This window comes from Pseudoalteromonas sp. ASV78 (assembly GCF_047806705.1).
GTDB lineage: Bacteria > Pseudomonadota > Gammaproteobacteria > Enterobacterales > Alteromonadaceae > Pseudoalteromonas > Pseudoalteromonas prydzensis_A.
Window position 1 is genome coordinate 457,555 of record NZ_JBLOPA010000001.1, and the last position, 17,075, is coordinate 474,629.

The following is a 17,075-nucleotide window of genomic DNA, read 5'->3' on the forward strand; positions in this document are numbered from 1 at the left end:
CACTTGGTCATTACACGGAATAATTACTTGTTCTAATTGACGATCTGCAGCAATTTTAGAAATGGCTTTAGCGGATAAAAATAGCAATTACTTTGCAAGCGTAAAATTATTCAAAATTGAATAATTCGCCGCTGTATTTTAGTAACAATAAAAACAAAAAGGCTTAGCAATTTTCAGTATGACTAGTCAAAAATATATATTATTTGTAAATAATCGAAAATATTTATGGGGGAAAATAAAAAGTCACTCGTCTTTGTTTTGTGTATGGCGAAAAACTATACACATGAAATATCAAACATCTCAGCTGCATTCTTATGTACTGGTTTTGGTTTTTACTTTGTTTAATACCGAGGCTCAAGCAAGTACTAAAAATGACAAGATTATGTTTGATATTCCAAGACAAAGGGCTGATCTTTCGCTGATTAACTTTGCCGAGCAAGCTGATATTACCTTATTGTTTCCGTTGGATAAAATTCAAAAGTTACAGACGAATAATATTACTGGTGAGTATTCAATAATAACTGCATTAAATAGTTTACTCGCAGGCACAGGCTTACTATCACAGGTCAGCGAAGATGGGCAAATATCTATTTCGATAGACTCAAGCTTCGAGAGAAATGACAACATGACTAATTATAAAAAAAACGGGGTGGCGAGTGCCGTACTCGCAGTGCTTAGTAGCGTTGCACTGCCTACAGTAGCCGATACCGCAGAGCAAGGACCTGAAATAATTGAAGTAAGAGGGATAAGAGGATCACTTGGACGCGCAATGGATGCCAAACGCGAAGCGGGTGGAGTCGTCGATTCTATTTCAGCAGAAGATATTGGTAAATTCCCCGATACTAACTTGGCGGAATCATTGCAACGTATCACCGGTGTTTCGATTGACCGTTCCGGTGGCGAAGGGCAATTAATTACGGTACGGGGATTCGGCCCGCAATTTAATACCGTGCTGGTAAATGGCCGCCAAATGGCATCTGAAAACCAAAGCCGAGCATTTAGTTTTGATACTATCGCGTCGGAGCTGGTTAAGAGTTTAGATGTATTTAAAACATCAACCGCAACAAAGCAGTCAGGCGGTATAGGCTCAACAATCAATGTAAATACCGCTCGTCCATTTGCTATTAATGGCTTTAAAGTAGCCGGTAGCATAAAAGGTATTTATGACGACAATAGTGAAGAAACAACGCCAGAAATATCAGGATTAATTAGTAACACATTTAATGACGACACCTTAGGCTTGTTATTCGCTTTGTCACGTCAAGAACGTAAAACCCGCTTAAATCAAGCACAAGTAGATGGTTGGTTAGAAAATGTTGGCGTGCCTAAGCCGCAAACACAAAGCGGACAAGCCTATACCGGCAATATATTTTCTCCCCGTAATTACGATCATAAAGTAACCACCGAGACGCGTACTCGCACCAATGCTAATTTAGTTATTCAATATGCCCCGTCAGATGACTTAGTGATCACTGCAGACGCACTTTATTCTGATTTTGATGTAGAAGCTGATACCACGTCCTATGGACACTGGTTTACTGCACCCAATTTAGCAGGGTTTGGTGATGCTGGTGGACCAACTGTTGACGAAAATGGCACTGTGATTGATCTTTATCAAGAAGTCGGGTTGGCAACGGATATGCACGCCAAAAAATTCGACCGCTTAACAAACTCCAGTGCGCTTGGAGTTAATTTACAATGGCACGTAAACGATAATTTAAAAATGAATTTTGATTTAAGTCATTCAAAGGCTGAGCGGGAAGCAAATAATGGCCGCGGTGATCAGTTATCTTTGATTGGTTATGCAAACCGTGTGCGCTTTCAAGTTGATGAAGGTATTTTACCTTATGCCAGTGAGTTTGCCTCTGCAGATGGCAGTATTTACAGTGGTCAACAGGAGCTAGATGGCAGCGCATATAATCCGGCAGTTAGCCCTGATGGGGTCTCAAATCATTTAGATCCGGCAAATAGCCGAGCTCATGTTATGTTGCGTCGTGGCTGGGCGGTCGAAGATACCGTTGATCAATTTCGTTGGGATAGTACCTGGTACAACGATGGTTATACGGGTCTTGTAGCCGTAAAATTTGGTGCAATGTATTCATCCGAAACTAAAAGTCTTGAACGTTGGGATAATGAAGGGGTGGGTATCCATTGTACTTTCTGTGGTTATCCAGATATGCCTAGTATGGACGGATTTGCACAGTTTGTATTTGATGCTGGCGATGACTTTTTAGATAACGTCAGTGGCAGTGGTCGTATGCCGACATCTTGGCTTGCCCATGATGGTGAAGCAAACTTTGCTTATTTAGAGCAATATGCCGCAGCAAATGGGCAGCCAATTAGCTTTGATGCAGTAAAGCGTAATAAGTCATTTGAAATAACCGAAGACACAATTGCTTTGTATAGCGAATTTGATTTTGAATCAGAGCTTGCGGGTATGCCTTTGTTTGCCTCAGCTGGGTTTAGGTATGAAACGACTGATGTTGAAGTAAACGGCAGCGATGAACCAGTTAACTCATTGTCAATTTTAGATAAAACAGAAATGTTAGCTAATTATGGCAGTGTTCAATCTATTTCAGCTAATGCTGACTATGAAGCGATTTTACCTAATTTTAGTCTTAAGCTCGAAATCAATGATGACTTAATTGCCCGTGCTGCGGTATCACAAACAATCACTCGGCCGACGCTCGATAGTATGTCACCGGTCACAGTGATAGAAACAACGCGGCAAGGCGGCAATTTAACATCCAGCTCTGGTAATCCAGCGTTAGCGCCTTTTACTTCTGATAACTTAGATTTATCTCTGGAATGGTACTACGGTAATGCGAGTTATGTATCGGCAGGTTATTTTAGAAAAAATGTTGCTAATTTCATTATCAATACCACTGAAGACTTAACCTTTGCACTGCCTGGTGGCGGTCTACTTACTGATCCTTCCACAGGCAATGATGTTGATAGCCCAGACTCAGCAGACACCACCGCGGTGTTTACCAATACCATACCAAATAACAGTGAATCAGCCATTGTTGATGGCTGGGAAGTCGCTCTACAGCATACCTTCGACAGTGGCTTTGGTTTTATGGTTAATGCCACTATTGTAGATAGTAACAAAGAGTTAGACGCAGCAGATATTACTCAAGTGTTTGCTCTTACAGGCTTAAGTGATTCATACAATGTGGTCGGTTTTTATGAAAATGATGCCTTTCAAGCTCGCTTAGCTTACAACTGGCGAGACAGCTTTGTGCAATCGTTAAGTCAACTTAATGGTGATGGTGTAACTATTGTCGAAGATTATGCACAGCTTGATGCGAACATTAGTTATGATCTAACCGAACAGGTCACAGTTTTCATTGAAGGTATTAATCTAACCCAAGAGTATGTTCACAAACGAGGTCGTTTTGCTAATCACATGCTACAAATTGAAGACAGCGGTCGCCGTTTCATGTTCGGTATTCGTGGTAACTTCTAAGCATTAATCTGCTAAATAAAGTGACTTTTATGTATTGATTAAAAGTCACTTTTAATTGCAATCCACGCGAGTATTAAAATGAAACAACAAAAAAACAGCATAAACACAGTGGTTGTAGTGGGTGGCGGTATTGCCGGTTGGTTAACGGCTGGGCGGTTGGCGGCAGAGCATAAGAGTAATACAGACGTTGGCGTCAAGGTCACCTTAGTCGAATCGCCAAATGTACCAATTATTGGCGTTGGTGAAGGTACTTGGCCAACAATGCGCAGCACTTTAATCGCTTTGGGGATCAGTGAAACCGACTTTATCCGTGAGTGTGACGCTAGTTTTAAACAAGGTGCTAAGTTTGCACAATGGGTGAATGGTGGCGAAGATGATTATTATTATCATCCATTGGTTTTACCGCAAGGATTCACTAAAGCAGATATGGCAGGATATTGGTTAAACGATAGCGAGCAATCATCATCGTTTTCTAATGCGGTCTGTTTTCAAGAAGCACTTTGTGAGCAAGGTCTTGCACCAAAAACGATTAGAACGCCTGAATATGGCGCTGTCGCCAATTACGCTTATCATCTAGATTCAGCTAAATTTGCGGTGTTTTTACAAAAACACTGTATCGAAAAGTTAGGGGTAGCGCATATTTTAGCCGATGTTATTCAAGTTAACAGCATCGAAAATGGTGATATAGGTAGTTTAACAACAAAGCAGGCCGGAAATATAAGTGGCGATTTATTTGTTGATTGCAGTGGTTTTTCATCGTTGCTACTTGGAGGTCATTATCAGGTGCCGTTTAAATCCTATCGTGATGTTTTATTCATAGATACGGCTTTAGCAGTACAGGTACCCTATGAAAATGACAGTAGTCCGATCGCTTCACATACAATTTCGACGGCGCAAGAAGCAGGTTGGATCTGGGACATAGGTTTACAACATCGCCGTGGTGTTGGTTATGTGTATTCCAGTAAATACAGTACTGAATCGCAAGCAAGGGCAAGGCTTGCCGAGTATATAGGCGATAAGATTGATTCACTAACAATCAGAAAAATTCCGATAGAAAGTGGCCATCGCAGTCACTTTTGGCAAAATAATTGTGTTGCTGTTGGATTGTCTGCTGGCTTTTTAGAGCCACTTGAAGCGTCCGCACTTGTGTTAGTTGAGATGTCAGCGCAAATGATTAGCGAGCAATTGCCAGCGACTCGCGAGGTGATGGACATTACAGCGAAACGCTTTAACGATACATTTCTCTACCGCTGGGGGAAAATAATCGACTTTTTAAAGCTGCACTATATTTTGAGTAAGCGCACCGATAATGCGTTTTGGATAGATAATCGCGATCCTCAAACGATCCCACACAGCTTGCAAGATTTAATGCAACTTTGGCAATATCGCGCGCCTGCTGATTATGATTTTGCCAGTAATAATGAAGTGTTTCCTGCTGCAAGCTATCAGTATGTCTTGTATGGAATGGGCTTTAAAAGTGATTACAGCAACTCGCCTTACTTATTAAATGATAAAACATTTGCACAGAGCCAATTTGCTAAAAATAAACATATGATCCAGCAGGCTGTTACAACATTACCTAGTAACAGAGAGTTACTTGATAAAATTAAGCTGCATGGGTTTAGTGCAATTTAATTGTGCTGTGAAATATACAGAATAAAGAGAACAATATGACTAATTTAGTTGCAATTAATTACAGTGCTCACAAACATTTAAAAATTGATACCGTGAAAACTCAAGAACACAGTGCCGCACAACATATGCTTCCCGTGGTGGTTGCTGAATTTAGCCAAGTATCTGTGCAACATCCGATCGTACTGGCTAAAAGTGGTGAAACAGGCGAATTTACCTTAACGGCATTATTAGGTTTTGAGCAACATGAAAATTTATTTTCGAAAGACGGTCAATGGCAAGGAGTATACATACCATTACAGCTTCAAAGACAGCCATTTTTTGTCGGTGATATAGACACTGAAGTAGCGGGAGATTATGCGGTTTGTATAAACTTAGACAGCCCATCAATAGTGCGTGACTCAGCGCAAAATAACGCTAGTGACATCCAGTTATTATTTACTGACAGCGGGGATGAGAGTGATTATTTTGTTAAAATGAAACAATGTTTAGGGTATTTATTGCAAGGCGAAATAGACAATAAAGCCCTGATCGACACATTATTAGCGCTTAATTTAGTGCAGCCTCTTTCCCTTGACGTTACCTTTAGCAATAAGCAAAGTTCACGTCTAAACGGTCTATATACGGTAAGTGAAGAGAAAGTAGCAGCACTCGATGCTGAACAAATAGGGCGTTTGCATAAAGCACAACAGCTTAAACCAATCTACACGATGATCAATTCATTGGGTCAACTGTATCCACTTATTGAACGTAAAAACCAGCAGTTAGCTAGTGTACATGACTAGTGCTACTTTTTTAAATCCGGCAATGAAAGTTACACGCTTAGTTGTTGGGAATGAGCGTATACCTGTTTTAGTGATTGATGATTTAAGTTTAAATTATAATGAACTCATCGCCTGTGCTTGCGAAAACGTTGAGCATAACTCGGCCTTTACTGCATGCACTGGGGATTTATATCCAGGGGTTCGCAAACCATCACCGGCTAACTATAGTGAGCAACTTAAAGAGTTATTTCCTATCCTACAGTCGTCGTTCAATTTTATCGATAGCCATGACATGAAGGTGATTTTTTCTGCTTTTTCAATTGCCACAACACCGGTTACAAAATTAAGGCCGATTCAAATGCTGCCTCACTTTGATACGCCTAGCGTTAACCAGCTTGCTGCTGTGCACTTTTTATGTGCCAAAGCATATGGTGGAACGTCCTTGTATCGGCATAAAGCATCGGGCTTTGAACGTATAACGCAGCAGCGACTCGCACCGTATCGTGCAATGATCAAACAGCAAGCCATTGCTCAAAGGCTCCATGAGCGTCCACGTTATATTACCAGCGATACAACACTGTTTGAGCAAATAGCCTCACTAGAGGCGAAACCGAATAGGCTTATTGTATATCCAAGTAATGCCTTGCATTCTGGTAATATTAACCCTGATTTAGGGCTATCTAGTAACCCATCAACTGGCCGTTTAACCATTAGTAGCTTCCTAGCCTTTGGGTAATAACAAAGGGTAATGTTTTTGCAAAAGAAAGCTAAAGTCTTATTATTTTGTGCCGATATTATTACCAGGATAATTTTAAGGATGAAATATGAAGATCTTACCTGTTATTACTGTTCCTGAAGCTCATGGGTTGCAAAGTAAATACGAAAAACGACTTGAAGAACAAGCAGCGCAAACAGAGCAGCCTGAATATATTTTGTCTGAGTTTTTAGATGCTAAAGCGCAAGAGTACAGCGAAGAGGATGTGAATTTTGCTGAACAGTATAACAATTTACAAAAAGTGTATGAAGATTTAGCGCAAAAAATCACCGTGCTACAAGAACAAATTAATAAATTAAAACAAGATCCAATTCAGCGAAATCTCAAGCTTGAAAGCCACACTAGCAATTTTATACAGCTGGAAAAAAACACCGAAGCGCAAAATTTAAAAATAGAGCCGGAGCATACAGGTGCGAAAAAATACCGAGATTCTCAACAGCAAGAGCAAATTGATATATTAGTTCAGCAACTTAACGAGCTAAAGTCCAACCACGCAGAAATAAAGAAACAGATGATAGAAATGGTTATTACAGAGCTTAAAAAGCGAGATAACGAAGAATATGATTTCAAAAAATAATTTTAATACTATCAATACAACAACTTAATTTACGCTATTTATGCTCAAAGTTTATCTGCGCTAATTCAAGTTGAAAATTACCTTGCTGTTTTTTGGCGATCATAAGGCCCAATTGTTGTACATCTTTAAACGTTAACTCTGGTTGCTGCTCTAAGGTTTTACCACGGTAAGTGAGACTAAAGTCAGTTGGTGAGAATGTAACGACTTGCCATTGATCTTTTAATGTTGCAAACGAAGCAGTAAACGCTGGCCCATCTAGATACTGGCTTGTTCTTAAGCGCAGTTGATACGTTTTACCATCTCCTTTTAACCGTAAAGATATGAGATTGGCGTTTTCTTTATTGGTGTTTATTGTTGTGCGTATTGAAGCAAAGCCCCCATTATTTTCAAGAGAAACGTTGCCTGTAAAAATTAAGCTATTATCCTTCTCATAAGCTTGGCTGGTCGATAAACCGCCCATTACTGAGTCATTAACTATTTGCCAGTGCAGAGTTAAATCGCCGGAACCTGATAGTAACAGCAAACTAGTTGTAGGGTTTTTTGTCATTTTTTATCGCAAAGCTTTGTGTTATAGATAAGCTAAATAATACGTATGTTCAGATAAATTGATCACTTTTTTTAAAAATAGGGAAAGCATGAATTCAGATAAATTTTTTAAATGGGTATGGAACTTAAATGGAATTATTTTATTAGTCGGGGTTTTAATTGCTACTGCGTTAATTTCAGTCCAACTTGTTACAACAGTATTTAATGATAACGACGTTGAGCCACCGGCATTAAATTTAGCAGATGACAAGAACGAAGAAGAAAAGTGGCGTTTGGGCTACCCGCGAAGAGTAGGAGAAACGGACTTTTATTATATAGAGCTTGAGTCTGAAAAGTTAACGGTTGAAGCAAGCATTCAAGCTGAAGCGGAGGTTCGTGCAATGTTCTCTTCGAAATACAAGCCAACACGGTCAAAAAATGTGATGTTTATCAATGGTAAAACAAACTATGCAAATTGGCTTTTTGATACGACAGATCAGTTGATCACTGATATTTCTCCATTGTATTTATCTGAATTTGATTCGCAGTCAAAAGCGGCGGGTATTGCCTATCATGTTATTAAAAACGACACAAATAACGACGGCCTTTTAAGCAACGAAGATAAAAGCACTTTTGCATTAAGTAAAATTGATGGCAGTGGTTATAGCGAGGTTCTTACAGGCTACGACCGCATTCTTGAGTACGCTGTTAATGAACAAGGCGATCTGTTTATGTTGTTTATCGATAATGCTGACGTGTTTTCAATGCTCGTTGATTTAACTACATTTAAAGTCATTGATAAAAGGCAGCTACCTAAAGTAGGCTAAATAGAGCGGCTAACTGTTATTGCTCATGAACGTTATTTACACTCTGTTACAGTAATTTGTCGAACAAAGCTGCAATCCATTTTTATGTTGTTATGATGATATAAAATAACAACATAAGGATGGTTAAGTTGAAATTACGTACTTTTTTAACCGCAATAGCAGTAGCAGTGTCACCGGCAATCTCATCGGTGGCTCTAGCTTACGAAACACACGACACGCGCTTATTGCGTTTCCCTGATATTCATAAAGAATCAGTCACCTTTGTGTATGCCGGTGATATTTATATAGCAAATATCAAAACGGGTAACAGCACGCGCTTAACTGATCATATTGGTTTTGAAACCTTCCCTAAGTTTTCACCTGATGGCAGCAAAATTGCTTTTTCAGCGCAATACAATGGCAGCCGCCAAGTGTATGTAATGAACCGCGACGGCTCACAGCTAAAACAGTTAACTTACTACAATGATGTGGGTGTGATGCCACCGCGTGGCGGGTTTGATTATCGCGTACTTGATTGGACGCCAGACGGTAAGCATATTGTATTCAGAGCTAATCGCACACCATATGGTAAGCGTGTCGGACGTCCTTACATGGTGCCTGCTGATGGTGGCTTAGAGCGGCCATTGGCCATACCTGAAACGGGCGGCGGCATGCTATCGCCTGATGGCAAGCAGTATTTATATACCCCCATTGACCGCGAGTTTCGTACTTGGAAGCGTAGTCGTGGTGGTCGTGCGCAAGATGTCTGGATTTATAACTTAGAAAATAATACCTCAAAACAACTAACCAGTGATCCTGCTACTGAGCAGCAACCGACCTGGGTGCACGACAACATTTACTATGTTTCTGATAAAGAATACACCTTAAACTTATATAAACACCAAGACGGTAAAGCGCCTGTAAAAGTCACTAACCACAGCGAGTTTGATGTACTTTGGCCATCGGCAGGCCCTGATGCCATAGTGTATGAAAATGGCGGTTATTTATATCGCTTTGATGATGCCACTGGACAAACACAAAAACTGACTATTAATGTGCAGGGTAACCGTGAATACACTATGCCTTATAGCAAAAATGTAGTCGGTTTTATTGATTCAATGGATGTATCTCACGATGGCAAACGCGTGTTATTTAGTGCCCGTGGTGAGTTGTTTTCAGTGCCTGTTAAAAATGGCCCAACCCGTAATTTAAGCCAGACGCCAAAAGGGCGAGAGATAGCAGCATCTTGGTCACCGAATGGCCGTTATGTGGCGTATATGAGCGATGAAAGTGGCGAGTACGAAATTTATATCCAAGACCGAGCCAATAACAACAAGGTAAAACAACTGACGAGTAATGGCACTATTTGGCGTTTTGAGCCAGTTTGGTCTCCAGATAATAAAAAATTAATGTTTGCCGATCTAAATCACAGCTTATGGTGGCTTGATATAAAAACCGGCAAGCAGCATAAAATTGATACCGCAAAGTATGAAGAAGACGGTTTAACCACCTATATTTGGTCACCAAATAGTGAAGATATTGTGTTTGTTAAAAATAACGAGAACCGTTATGCATCACTGTGGCATTACAATATCAAAGAAAAAGACCTGACTCGCTTGACTGACGATATGAGCAGTGAGAGAAACCCAACGTTTTCGCCTGATGGCCAACAATTGTATTTTACCTCTGAGCGCGACTTTAACTTAACTTTTAGTAGTTATGAATTTGATTATATGTTTAATAATGCCACGCGAATTTACGCGGTTGCAGTAAACAATAAAATCAAACCGCTAAATGCCCCGTTGACTGATGAAACCAGTATTGTGGAGGACAAGCAAGACGACGCCTCATCTAAAGCGCCGAGTAATCATATTGATGGTAAAGGTTTTATGCAGCGTGCGGTGGCACTCAATGCGCCTGCGGGTAACTACGGCGCATTAAGCGGTGTTAAAGATGGAGTTTTAACTTTATCTGGCGGTGAACTAAAGCTTATCCCAAATGCTATTGATGGTGAGATTGCCACTGTGGCCGCGGGTGTTAGTAGCTATAAAGTATCAACAAGTAGCGAGCATATAATTGCTCGTGCTGGCGATAACTACAGTGTTATTGCGCCTGCCGCAAAGCAAGATTTAAAAGCCACGCAACTTAACCTTGACGACATGGTACTAAAAATTGACCCGCAAACCGAGTGGGCACAAATGTACCGCGAAGGCTGGCGGACATTACGTGATTGGTTTTATGACGAAAATCATCATGGCCAAGATTGGCATGCTATTTTAAAACGTTATCAGCCAATGGCGGATGCAATCGCACATCGCGCCGACCTTGACTACGTGTTAAGCGAAATTGCCGGCGAGATTAACTCTGGGCATATTTATGTCAATTCTGGCGATATGCCAACGGCTACTCGTTTACAGCATGGCTTATTAGGCGTAGAAATTAGCGCGCATAAATCAGGCTTTGTGAAAATTGAGAACATCTTTAAAGGCGAAAACTGGCACGAAAACTTCCGTTCACCACTAAACGAGCCGGGTGTTAACGCAAGTGTTGGCGACTATATTATTGCGGTTAATGGTCGCTCAGTAAAAGAGGTGGTTAACTTTTATGAGTTACTTGAAAACACTCAGGGCAAACCTGTTGAGTTATTACTAAGTAAGTCAGCAAGTGTTAAAAATAGCTGGAAAGTGTCAGTTAAACCTGTGGCAAGTGAAACTGGTTTACGCTACTTACAATGGACGCAAAGCCGTGCTGAATACGTCGATAAACTATCCGACGGTCGTATTGGTTATGTACATTTGCCAAACACACATTACGAAGGTAACCGTGCATTGTTTAAAAACTTCTTACCGCAAACAACGAAAGAAGCGATGATCATTGATGATCGTTACAACGGCGGCGGTTTTATTCCTGAGCATATGATCACTTGGCTGGCACGTAAGCCGCTTAATTATTGGAAACGTCGTGGTGTTGAACCCACTAAAACGCCACAGTTTGCCCATGATGGACCAAAAGCCATGCTGATCAACGGCTACTCAAGTTCAGGTGGTGACGCACTGCCGTATTACTTCCGCCAAGCAGGCTTAGGTAAACTAATTGGCACTCGCACTTGGGGTGGTTTAATTGGTATCTCAGGCAACCCAGGGCTTGTGGATGGTGGCTCTGTGATCGCTGCTACCTTTAGAATACTCGACAACGACGGTAACTGGATCATCGAAAATGAAGGCGTAAGCCCTGATATTGAAGTGATAGACCGCCCAGAACTTATCCAAGCTGGGCAAGATCCTTCGGTTGAGCGTGCCGTACAAGAGCTGTTAAAAGAGCTTAAAGCAAACCCGAAAAAACCATTGGTTGTGCCGCCAGCTCCAACAGAGTTTGGTAAATAATTAAATAAGCGTTAATCAAAAAGCCAGCATTCGCTGGCTTTTTGTGTAGAAGCTGTTAATTCAATTACAGTGATAGAATAACTTGTCTTAAAACGTATAAAATAAGAGATATTCTATTTTATTGCCTCTATAAAATCTTTATCAGAATATAAATTTTTCAGTAGCTTTTGCACCAATTCTACATAGCTCTGTTGTCCATTCGGGATTGCAATTGCGCCCATAAAAGATGAGTCGAAAGTGTGCTCCGCTGATATTGTTTTTTCAAATAAATTAACATTACCTTCTGAAACAACAAAATTGACTTTTATAAATGCATCACCTTCTGAGAAACCTGTTACATCAATATCGTGATCAACTAGACTGCCTGAAACCTGCTTTTTGGCAACACCTGACCATAATTTGGCTAGCTTCAGTTCTTGCAGTAAGGCATTTTCGATATACTCGCCATAACTATCGCCAACAGATGAAACCAGAGGAGAGCTTCGTAGTGATATTTTATTTAGGTTTTTTTCTGATTTAATTTTACCTACAGATACAGATTCGTTTGGAATCTCTTTTAATTTTGATACATTACTAATATCTGCGCGATACGGGGGAACCTGAATTGTACATGCGCTCAAAGCAAGAACTATAATTAGAGTTAATAAACTTTTATATTTCATTGTTATTCGCTTATAAATTTGATTTGTCTAGTTCTGCAACTAGCCCATTAAATGCTTCTTCAGTTGCGCGCTTTGCTGATAAGGAAAAGTCATTTTTAAATTCATCAAATTCAGCTTTGCCAACACCATTAACTTCACTTTTCCATGCAACATTCCCTTCGCTATCGAGTGTTTTGCAATTTAATGTGAATGTAAACTCTGTTGGAGGCCATGTGAATACACTATCAGAACTAGAATTTGTTGTTATGGTTGGAACAAATATATATTTTATATTTTTGCTTTTTAAAAACTCACTATCAGTCAATGATTCAAGACGATAGACGTTATCAAATTTATTTGATAGTACTGTATATAAAGCTGCTTCTGTATCTTTATAAGGTTTATAGCTCACTTTATCACCGCCACCACCCGGTGTTTTCACTTGTTTTTTAATATTATCTTCAGAGATGTAATATCCTACAACTGATGTAGACTTATGCTCTGTAACTTTAAGATTCTCTGTATCAGGGTTTAGGCTTATCTGATGGGCGCAGCCACTTAAAGCAAGCACTGAAAATAAGAAAAGCAAATTTGTTAGTAATTTCAAAATAAACTCCATGTATATAATTTTTAGGGGTAGTTTGACGGATACTAAATATATGTTTAATAATTACAGATGTAAATATTGTTAATCCTTGGTTTGTAAATATTTGTAAAGCTTGGTTTTTGCTTTAGTGGTTTGAAAGATAACAGTGACATCCATGTTTTTCATATAAACGCTAACTTAGCTTGAAATTATCACATGCGACAATGTACTTTATGTATAAAACAGCTCATCTAATTTAAAATACTCAACTCCCACACTCGGTTTAGTACTAAGCGCGCACATTTTTGCTGCAACTTGTTTGCCTGTGATAGGACGATACTTTCTCAACCTAGGTAACCAACATAAAATAGGTAACAATACACTGCCTAGTTTTTCAGCGAGGCGAAATTCGTTATTACGCTCGCCAACTAATAACGATGGCTGAATAATGCTGATGCGATTAAACGCTAAAGTTTTAACCGTCTGCTCCAGCTCACCTTTCATTTTTAAATAGCCGTTGCTGCTATGGGCATTTGCACCACTGGAGGATACGAGCAAGTAGTGTTGTACACCATGTTTTACAGCAAGCTCAGCGACTTTTAATTGATAATAAAAATCCACCTTACGCTGAGCGGCAATAGAGCCCGCGGCTTTTTTGGTGGTGCCCAAACATGAAAATAAAATATCTGCTTTAAACAGCTGCGCATGCTGGGCTAAGTGATCAAAATCAACCACATGATTAATCACTTTTTCATTTTTGTATGGTGCAGGGCGACGAGTGAGGGTAATTACTTGGCTGATATGTGCTTGGTCAACGAGTTGCTTAACTAATTGGCTGCCTACTAATCCTGTCGCGCCAATTACGATTGCGGTTTTGCCCATACGTCTTCACCCGTGTTTGATTAAATAGTTGAGTAAGCATTGTTATGGATATTTACCTTTAAAACAATCTATTAGTTTTCCACGAGAGCAATTTTTTAAATAGCAAAGCTAGTAACTTAAACATTAATCATGGCATTATAAGTTAATCTTCCTCAGTAGATTAAAGAGGAGCCTTAGCAAATAATGACAATAAAAATATCAAGGTACTTGCATGAGCATTATGACATTAACGACTCAAGACAGCGTTGCAGTTATTACCCTAACAAACGGCGAAAATCGTCAAAATCCACAGTTTGCTAAACAACTAAAACAAACACTTGCTGAAGTTGCTGCAAACCAAAACCACAAAGCGCTAGTGATCACTTCAAACGATGAAAAGTGTTGGAGTTTAGGTATCGACACCGACTGGTTGTTACCTGCCATGCAAGCAAAAAAGGCTGATGAAATACGTGGTTTTATGTACGACATGGACGATGTATTTAAAACCTTACTGCTTTTTCCTATGCCAGTGATAGCCGCTATTAATGGTCATGCTTTTGGTAATGGGGCTATTTTAGCCTGCGCCTGTGACTTTAGATTTATGCGCAGCGATCGCGGCTTTTTTTGCTTCCCTGAAGTGGATTTATCAATCCCATTTTTACCTGGCATGATAGCTTTTGTAAAAAAAGCCATGCCTTACTACCGCTTTAACGAAATGAAACTAACAGGGCGTCGCGTCTCTGGAGCAGAGCTGGCAATTGATCACGTTATTGAAAAAGCCTCAACAGATCAGCAAAGCTTACTTATTGATGCGATGACATTTGCCGCTACGTTTGATAAAAAACGCGCCATTTTTGCTGAGCATAAAAAACGCTTACACAAACAGATAATTCAAATCATTGATGAAGAAAATAAACCCTTTATAGATAATTTGGCTTTAATGGTTTGATAAAAAAGTAATTTGTTAAAGCTGCTGTAACAGCGCGGAATAATGTTTAAGGACGAGAGCATAAATGAAAGTCGAACAAATAGAAGAGTTAGGGTTAACGCGTGCTGAAAGCAGGGAAGTTATTACCCCTTATGCGTTTGAGCTTGATCAAGCGTTATTGGGGTTGCCGCTGGCGTCTCCTTCACGGCGTGCTGTGGCGATGATCATCGATGTTATGTTGATTTTTGTAGCAGCAAAACTCAGCGCTGCGTTAATCGCCTTTGTGGCTGCAATGGCTTTTTATAAAGGCACAGCGCAAAAGCATCTACCGAAAATGTCGATGTTTTGGCGCAGAGTACTAAAAGTGATAGCGGCCAGTATATTATTTGTAAGTTCGTTGGCAGTACTTTCACTCGCCATTGATTTTTTTGAGGACGATAGCGCAATTCAAGGGATAAAAATCAACCAAGAAATGCCATTAACGACAGAAGAAAAGCAGCTGATCCAGACGTATTTAGCTAACACAGCGCAAAATCAGCATTGTGACCAATCATGCCAAAGTAATGCATTGGCTAATTTACTGACGCAAGTACCGACACTTTCCCAAATCGAGGGGCTTGAAAATCAGCAGGTCACTCGCGTGTTATTGCAAGTAATGGTTGAAGCTGATGGTGCTAAGCCAGCTCTTGAAGACGAAAACGCGCAAACAGAACCCGTAAATAGCGTGCTGCAGTGGGGCAAGGGCATCATTCAAGATTTAGGCCTTGGCTTTGGCTGGGCTGCCGTGTACTTCACATTATTTTCGCTGCTTTGGCAAGGCCAAACACCGGGCAAAAAAATATGTGATATTCGCGTTGTCGCACTCAGTGGTGAATATTTAAGTTTATGGGATGCGTTTGGCCGCTACGGTGGTTATGGGGCAGGGTTTGCGACTGGCTTATTAGGATTTTTACAAGTTTATTGGGATCCAAACCGCCAAGCAATTCAAGACAAAATAGCTGCAACCGTTGTGATAAAAGGCAATGTAAATCAGCTGGTAAATACGCATACAATTGAAGAAGCGATTAAGGATTAAGCTCGTTTTCTTTAGGGTCTGTTGACCTTTCAAGGTTAAATTTGCAGCAGTCTGTTTGGTATTTAGGCAAGGCAGAGCCTATGTGGTGTGGTTATTCCCCATAAATAGGCGATAACGCAGCATCAATGCCAAACAGGCGCTGCCCGAAGGGTTCTGCCTAGGGGTAATTAACTCTTTGTTGCTCGGTTTTTACTTAGCCCACTAGGTTACAAACCTCGCGCCGTGATTAAATTGCCCCTAGTTTGAACAAATATTAATCCGCAAAGGTCAACAGACCCTGGTATGTTGTACTGAAGGTAGCAGGTTATCTTGGCTTACCAGAGCTTTAGATGAAAAATACTATTTTTTGCTTACCTTCGGTACAGTGTTGTTTAAATTACACTGCAATAGCTTGTATAATAAGCACATGTTACGCCATCTCAAGTCATAATTTATAAGGATTTTAAATTTTTATGGCAAAACCTCAGCTTTTTTGGATGATTTTAATCTTATTACTTACCTGCTTCATGCCTTGCGGTTTTATCATCTGGCATGAAAGTGTGGATCCCGCATTTATCCCTAACGCTAATTACAATTTTATTCTCAAGTGGATTTTACCTACGCTGACAGTGCTAACGATCGGTTATCTTTTTAGTCGCTATAAAAATTTTGCTCAAGTGAAGGAAAGTTTAGATGAACATTTTATTTATGAGGGACGCTTAGTTAAGTATTTTACGCTGCTTTTTACGCCGGTATTTATTTACTTTTACTTTTGGACGTTCATTAACATCCCAATACAGTTATGGGCACAGTACCGTTTAGCGGAGTATTGGTCGCAAGAATACCAGTTAGTTGAGGCAACTACATGTAGTAGTGATTATGAGTCGCACTGTGTAGAACTCACATTTGCCGATTTAGCAAATGAAGAAACACATTCAATACGATGGTATTTAGATAAAGCAGAATTATTAACGCTTAAGGATAAAAAAGTAAACCTAGTCGGAGAGCAAAGCTATTTTGGTTATATTATCAATGAAATACAGTGGTAAGCTGTTTTAAAAAAAGCGATTAAAT

Annotated in this window: 14 protein-coding genes; 10 read left to right on the forward strand and 4 right to left on the reverse strand. The window is 40.0% G+C overall.

Features of this window, described 5'->3' with window-relative positions; all coding sequences use genetic code 11:
• Positions 1-178 precede the first annotated feature (178 nt).
• The 5 genes from ACMVDV_RS02055 (at position 179) to ACMVDV_RS02075 (ending at position 7,217) form a co-directional block, all read left to right on the forward strand.
• Positions 179-3,469 (forward strand): TonB-dependent receptor, encoded by a 3,291-nt coding sequence (locus tag ACMVDV_RS02055; protein WP_416157018.1) that lies wholly within the window; start codon positions 179-181, stop codon positions 3,467-3,469.
• Between the two features lie 78 nt (positions 3,470-3,547).
• Complete coding sequence (locus ACMVDV_RS02060; protein WP_416157019.1) at positions 3,548-5,104, forward strand: tryptophan halogenase family protein; 1,557 nt, start codon at positions 3,548-3,550, stop codon at positions 5,102-5,104.
• A gap of 35 nt (positions 5,105-5,139) precedes the next feature.
• Complete coding sequence (locus tag ACMVDV_RS02065) at positions 5,140-5,886, forward strand: SapC family protein (protein WP_416157020.1); 747 nt, start codon at positions 5,140-5,142, stop codon at positions 5,884-5,886.
• Positions 5,879-6,601 (forward strand): DUF6445 family protein, encoded by a 723-nt coding sequence (locus ACMVDV_RS02070; RefSeq protein ID WP_416157021.1) that lies wholly within the window; start codon positions 5,879-5,881, stop codon positions 6,599-6,601. Before ACMVDV_RS02065 ends, ACMVDV_RS02070 begins: the two co-directional genes overlap by 8 nt.
• An 88-nt stretch (positions 6,602-6,689) precedes the next feature.
• Entirely contained in the window at positions 6,690-7,217 is a 528-nt protein-coding gene (locus ACMVDV_RS02075; RefSeq protein WP_304184757.1) for a hypothetical protein, read from the forward strand.
• 34 nt (positions 7,218-7,251) lie between these two features.
• Here the strand turns inward: ACMVDV_RS02075 and ACMVDV_RS02080 are convergent, their stop codons facing one another.
• Positions 7,252-7,764 (reverse strand): CIA30 family protein, encoded by a 513-nt coding sequence (locus ACMVDV_RS02080; protein WP_416157022.1) that lies wholly within the window; start codon positions 7,762-7,764, stop codon positions 7,252-7,254.
• An 88-nt stretch (positions 7,765-7,852) separates the two neighbouring features.
• On the opposite strand from ACMVDV_RS02080, the gene ACMVDV_RS02085 reads away from it, so the two are divergent.
• Positions 7,853-8,569 carry a hypothetical protein gene (locus ACMVDV_RS02085; RefSeq protein ID WP_304184754.1) on the forward strand — a complete coding sequence of 239 codons (717 nt, stop codon included), beginning with the start codon at positions 7,853-7,855 and terminating at the stop codon, positions 8,567-8,569.
• Between the two features lie 119 nt (positions 8,570-8,688).
• Positions 8,689-11,931, forward strand: a complete 3,243-nt coding sequence (locus tag ACMVDV_RS02090; protein ID WP_416157023.1) for a S41 family peptidase — start codon at positions 8,689-8,691, stop codon at positions 11,929-11,931.
• Between the two features lie 113 nt (positions 11,932-12,044).
• On the opposite strand, the gene ACMVDV_RS02095 is transcribed toward ACMVDV_RS02090, so the two are convergent.
• The 3 genes from ACMVDV_RS02095 to ACMVDV_RS02105 form a co-directional block, all read right to left on the reverse strand.
• Positions 12,045-12,593 carry a hypothetical protein gene (locus tag ACMVDV_RS02095; protein ID WP_416157024.1) on the reverse strand — a complete coding sequence of 183 codons (549 nt, stop codon included), beginning with the start codon at positions 12,591-12,593 and terminating at the stop codon, positions 12,045-12,047.
• A gap of 10 nt (positions 12,594-12,603) precedes the next feature.
• Entirely contained in the window at positions 12,604-13,179 is a 576-nt protein-coding gene (locus ACMVDV_RS02100; RefSeq protein ID WP_416157025.1) for a hypothetical protein, read from the reverse strand.
• Between the two features lie 210 nt (positions 13,180-13,389).
• Positions 13,390-14,040, reverse strand: coding sequence for an NAD(P)H-binding protein (locus tag ACMVDV_RS02105; protein ID WP_416157026.1), 651 nt, complete (start codon positions 14,038-14,040; stop codon positions 13,390-13,392).
• A gap of 211 nt (positions 14,041-14,251) precedes the next feature.
• Between ACMVDV_RS02105 and ACMVDV_RS02110 the strand changes: the two genes are divergently transcribed.
• The 3 genes from ACMVDV_RS02110 to ACMVDV_RS02120 all read left to right on the forward strand — a co-directional run bounded on the left by ACMVDV_RS02110 (position 14,252) and on the right by ACMVDV_RS02120 (position 17,050).
• The gene (locus ACMVDV_RS02110) at positions 14,252-14,968 is read left to right on the forward strand and encodes an enoyl-CoA hydratase/isomerase family protein (protein WP_416157027.1); all 717 of its coding nucleotides are present in this window, start codon (positions 14,252-14,254) and stop codon (positions 14,966-14,968) included.
• Positions 14,969-15,032: 64 nt separating this feature from the next.
• A complete protein-coding gene (locus ACMVDV_RS02115; protein WP_416157028.1) occupies positions 15,033-16,022 on the forward strand; it encodes an RDD family protein in 990 nt (329 codons plus the stop codon).
• Between the two features lie 452 nt (positions 16,023-16,474).
• Positions 16,475-17,050, forward strand: a complete 576-nt coding sequence (locus ACMVDV_RS02120; protein WP_416157029.1) for a hypothetical protein — start codon at positions 16,475-16,477, stop codon at positions 17,048-17,050.
• Positions 17,051-17,075: the final 25 nt, after the last annotated feature.

Excerpts from the sequence above, each read along its gene's own strand:
- ACMVDV_RS02055 (WP_416157018.1), top strand. The coding sequence starts at position 179 with ATGACTAGTCAAAAATATATATTATTTGTAAATAATCGAAAATATTTA.
- ACMVDV_RS02060 (WP_416157019.1), top strand. The coding sequence starts at position 3,548 with ATGAAACAACAAAAAAACAGCATAAACACAGTGGTTGTAGTGGGTGGC.
- ACMVDV_RS02065 (WP_416157020.1), top strand. The coding sequence starts at position 5,140 with ATGACTAATTTAGTTGCAATTAATTACAGTGCTCACAAACATTTAAAA.
- ACMVDV_RS02070 (WP_416157021.1), top strand. The coding sequence starts at position 5,879 with ATGACTAGTGCTACTTTTTTAAATCCGGCAATGAAAGTTACACGCTTA.
- ACMVDV_RS02075 (WP_304184757.1), top strand. The coding sequence starts at position 6,690 with ATGAAGATCTTACCTGTTATTACTGTTCCTGAAGCTCATGGGTTGCAA.
- ACMVDV_RS02080 (WP_416157022.1), bottom strand. The coding sequence starts at position 7,764 with ATGACAAAAAACCCTACAACTAGTTTGCTGTTACTATCAGGTTCCGGC.
- ACMVDV_RS02085 (WP_304184754.1), top strand. The coding sequence starts at position 7,853 with ATGAATTCAGATAAATTTTTTAAATGGGTATGGAACTTAAATGGAATT.
- ACMVDV_RS02090 (WP_416157023.1), top strand. The coding sequence starts at position 8,689 with ATGGTTAAGTTGAAATTACGTACTTTTTTAACCGCAATAGCAGTAGCA.
- ACMVDV_RS02095 (WP_416157024.1), bottom strand. The coding sequence starts at position 12,593 with ATGAAATATAAAAGTTTATTAACTCTAATTATAGTTCTTGCTTTGAGC.
- ACMVDV_RS02105 (WP_416157026.1), bottom strand. The coding sequence starts at position 14,040 with ATGGGCAAAACCGCAATCGTAATTGGCGCGACAGGATTAGTAGGCAGC.
- ACMVDV_RS02110 (WP_416157027.1), top strand. The coding sequence starts at position 14,252 with ATGAGCATTATGACATTAACGACTCAAGACAGCGTTGCAGTTATTACC.
- ACMVDV_RS02115 (WP_416157028.1), top strand. The coding sequence starts at position 15,033 with ATGAAAGTCGAACAAATAGAAGAGTTAGGGTTAACGCGTGCTGAAAGC.
- ACMVDV_RS02120 (WP_416157029.1), top strand. The coding sequence starts at position 16,475 with ATGGCAAAACCTCAGCTTTTTTGGATGATTTTAATCTTATTACTTACC.